This window comes from Streptomonospora halophila, assembly GCF_039542725.1.
Lineage (GTDB): Bacteria > Actinomycetota > Actinomycetes > Streptosporangiales > Streptosporangiaceae > Streptomonospora > Streptomonospora halophila.
The window spans coordinates 1-3,437 of record NZ_BAABIK010000068.1 but is presented as its reverse complement, the minus strand read 5'-3'; the positions used below and the strand labels follow the sequence as shown (position 1 = coordinate 3,437).

Annotated in this window: 3 protein-coding genes; all 3 read right to left on the bottom strand. The window is 73.2% G+C overall.

Annotated features, from left to right (window positions below; all coding sequences use genetic code 11):
- Positions 1–306 precede the first annotated feature (306 nt).
- The 3 genes from ABEA15_RS25475 to ABEA15_RS25465 all read right to left on the bottom strand — a co-directional run bounded on the left by ABEA15_RS25475 (position 307) and on the right by ABEA15_RS25465 (position 3,165).
- Positions 307–1,098, bottom strand: coding sequence for a sporulation protein (locus tag ABEA15_RS25475; RefSeq protein WP_344146581.1), 792 nt, complete (start codon positions 1,096–1,098; stop codon positions 307–309).
- 250 nt (positions 1,099–1,348) lie between these two features.
- Positions 1,349–2,179 (bottom strand): ABC transporter permease, encoded by an 831-nt coding sequence (locus ABEA15_RS25470; protein ID WP_344146584.1) that lies wholly within the window; start codon positions 2,177–2,179, stop codon positions 1,349–1,351.
- Positions 2,176–3,165 carry an ATP-binding cassette domain-containing protein gene (locus ABEA15_RS25465; RefSeq protein ID WP_345559605.1) on the bottom strand — a complete coding sequence of 330 codons (990 nt, stop codon included), beginning with the start codon at positions 3,163–3,165 and terminating at the stop codon, positions 2,176–2,178. The genes ABEA15_RS25470 and ABEA15_RS25465 overlap by 4 nt, the downstream gene beginning before the upstream one ends.
- Positions 3,166–3,437: the final 272 nt, after the last annotated feature.

Here is a 3,437-nt window from a genome sequence, read left to right as displayed (position 1 = left end):
CGGCGGCGCCGGAGCCGCGGTGAGGGCGCGCGGGCGCGCGAAGCGCCGGGGCCCGGCGCCGCCGCGTGCGCGCTGTCCTGTTTCCCGCCGGGGACGGGGCGCGGGCGGTGCGGCTCCAGCCGGAGGGCGCGCCGAGGATTGCGGGCGGTGCGGCGCGCTTCCGGCGGGCGGCGGGTGCAGACGCTCGCATGGCGAGCAGCACCCGCCCCCCGCTGCGGCGCCGGCGGCTCTCACCGGGCACCGGGCCGGTCCCCACCCGCCAAGGCCCGCGCGGCCCGCCCGCGCCCGCTGGGAGGCGCCGCGGCCTCAGCCGAACAGGCCGCGACGCTTGAGCATCGACTCCACGGTCTCGGCGAGCATCGGCGACCAGTCGCCCGGCTGCTCGGCCTGAGCGTGCTCGATCCGGAACCGCGCGAAGCGGTCCTGGCTCTCGGTGAACAGGCCGCCGCGCTTGTCGACCTCGATGACGACGTCGACGCCCCGCTCATCGGCGACGAACGACAGCTCCATCTCGTTCATCCGGCCGCGGAACTGCGGAGCCGCCTTGAACTCCAGCTCCTGGTACATCGGGAACTCCTGGCGGGTGCCCGACAGGCGGCCCTGCTCGATGTCGGTCTTGGCCAGCGTGAAACCGAGCCGGTGCGCCGCCTCCAGCACCCGGTCCTGGGCCGGCAGCGGGTGGATCCGGACCGGGTCGAGGTCGCCCTTGTCGGGCTGGCCGCCGATCACCACGTCGGTGCTCAGGCCGAGCGTGGCACGGGGGAGTGGCCCTCCGCCCGCGTCGGTCAGCGGGCTCTGCAGGGAGACCGGATAGGTGAAGGGGATCCGCCGGTTCTCGCCCGCGCCCAGGCGGAAGGCGCCGCTGACGACGACGCGCGAGAACTCCCGCGTGACCTCGCCTTCGGAGTCGCCGATCTCCACCTGCACCCGCGCGGCGAGCGCCACCGCGATCTCGTCGATGTCGGCGTCGACCTCGCCGCCGGCCAGGTCGATGTGGCCCGCGAGCTGCTGGCCGGGCCGGGCCTGCGCCTGCGTGACGACGGTGTCGATGCTCGGGCCGCCGATGCCGATCGCGGCGAGAAAGCGCTTGAAGCCCATGGTGTCCTTCCGATCGGGGGTGGAGCCGCCGCCGTGCGGCGGGCACGAATGGATTCGAGGGGTCGGTCCTACAGGGCTTCGATGCACGTCCCCGGCCCGCGGTTCCCGCCCGGGCGCCCTGATCGCGCGGCCGCGGATCGCGGCGGCCCGAAACCCCGCGCCCGGCGGGTGCTGCGGCGCCGGCCCCGCCAGGGCCGGCGCACGCGTGCGCCCCGCGCGGGTGCGCGGGGCGCCGCCGCCCAAGGCGACCTCAGGCCCGCCGCCGGTAGGCCCGGGTGGCGAGCGGGAAGAACACCGCGGTGATCGCGACGATCCACGCGAGCACCCACAGCAGCGACTCGCCGGCGGGCCGACCCGCGAGCAGCTCGCGCATCGCGTTGATGACGTGGGTGACCGGATTGACCTCGGCGAAGGTCTGCATGAACCCCGGCATCCGGTCGGTGGGCACGAACGCCGAACTGCCGAAGGTCAGCGGGAACATCCACACCGACCCGAAGATGTTCACCGCCATGGGCGTGCGCAGCAGCATCCCCATGAACGCCGACAGCCAGCACAGCGCGAACGCGAAGGCCATGACCACCGCGGTGGCCGCCAGCACGCCCAGCACGCCGCCCGCGGGGCGGTAGCCGATCGCCACCGCCACCAGCAGCACCATGATCACGGTCAGCAGGTAGCGGACCAGATCGCCCAGGATGGCGCCGATCAGCGGCGCCGAGCGCGCCACCGGCAGCGACCGGAACCGGTCGAAGATCCCCTTCTCGATGTCGGTGTTCAGCGCCACGCCGGTGCCGATCGTGGCGAAGATGACCGACTGGGCGATGATCCCCGGTGTGATCAGGTCGCGGTAGGCCTGCCAGTCGCCCATCATCGCCTCGCCGAAGACGAAGACGAACAGCGCGACGAACATCAGCGGCATGAACGTCAGCCCGAGGACCTCCTCGGGGTTGCGCTTGATCTTCAGCAGGCTGCGCCAGGTCAGCAGCGCGCCGTGCTGCGCCGCCGACAGCGGCGTGATGCGCGGCGTGACGACGGGCGCGGCGGTCGTGCCGCCGGCCGGCTCGGCCGTGTCCACGGCGCTCATGCGTGCGTCCTCTCGGTCTCCTCGGCGCCGGCGGCGCCGTCGTCGACGGGGGCGGTCTCGGCGGTGCGCCCGGTCAGGGCCAGGAACACCTCGTCCAGGCTGGGCCTGCGCAGGGTCAGCTCCGAGACCGCGATGCCCTGGTCGTCGAGGCGGCGCACCACCTCGGGCATGACGGTGGTGTCGGTGACCGAGGCGTTGGCCGCGCCCTCGCTGGTGCGGATCTCCGAGCCGGTGACGGCCTCGACGATGCGGCCGACCTGTTCCACGCGGTCCGCCTCCAGCGGCCGCACCTGCAGCACCTGGGCGCCCGCCCGCGCCTTCAGCTCGTCGGGGGTGCCCCTGCTGATGACCTCTCCGCGGTCGAGGACCGCGATGTCGTCGGCGAGCTGGTCGGCCTCCTCCAGATACTGCGTAGTCAGCAGCACCGTGACGCCGTCGTTCACCAGCGAGCGCACCACGTCCCACAGCTCGTTCCGGCTGTGGGGGTCGAGTCCGGTCGTGGGCTCGTCCAGGTAGAGCAGCGCCGGGCGGCCCACCAGGCTCGCGGCGAGGTCGAGCCGGCGGCGCATGCCGCCGGAGTAGGTCTTGGCCGGGCGGTCGGCGGCGAAGGCGAGGCCGAAGCGCTCCATCAGATCGGCGGAGCGCGCCCGGGCCGCGGTGCGCGAGAAGCCCAGCAGCCGGGCGATCAGAACGAGGTTCTGGGTCCCGGTCAGGTCCTCGTCGACGGCCGCGTACTGGCCGGTGAGTCCGATCTGGCGGCGCACCTGGTGCGGTTCGCGGACGACGTCGTAGCCGCCGACGAGGGCGTGCCCGGAGTCGGGCCGCAGCAGGGTCGACAGGATGCGCACGGTCGTCGTCTTGCCGGAGCCGTTGGGCCCCAGCACACCGAGCACGGCTCCGGTGCGCGCGGTCAGGTCGACTCCGCCGAGGGCGGTCTGCTCCTTGAACGTCTTGACCAGACCTTCCGCCCGGATGGCGTCAGTCATCGTTCCTCCCCGTTTCCGTTCATTCCGCCAGTCTCGGGCCGGGTACTGACAAACCGCTGACAAGTGCCCGCACCTGCTGACATGCCGACGACATACCGGCCCGACGCGACCGTGCTCGTTCCAACACCGCAACACCCCCGAGGTTTCCCCGGCGGCCGGAGGCGGTCGGCACCCCGGTCCCGCGCCGCGCGGCATGTGACCGGCGCAACGCCCCGCCCCTAGATGAGTGAGTCCGAAGTCTGATCAGGTCGCGGATACAACGAAGGGTGTCG

Excerpts from the sequence above, each read along its gene's own strand:
- ABEA15_RS25475 (WP_344146581.1), bottom strand. The coding sequence starts at position 1,098 with ATGGGCTTCAAGCGCTTTCTCGCCGCGATCGGCATCGGCGGCCCGAGC.
- ABEA15_RS25465 (WP_345559605.1), bottom strand. The coding sequence starts at position 3,165 with ATGACTGACGCCATCCGGGCGGAAGGTCTGGTCAAGACGTTCAAGGAG.
- ABEA15_RS25470 (WP_344146584.1), bottom strand. The coding sequence starts at position 2,179 with ATGAGCGCCGTGGACACGGCCGAGCCGGCCGGCGGCACGACCGCCGCG.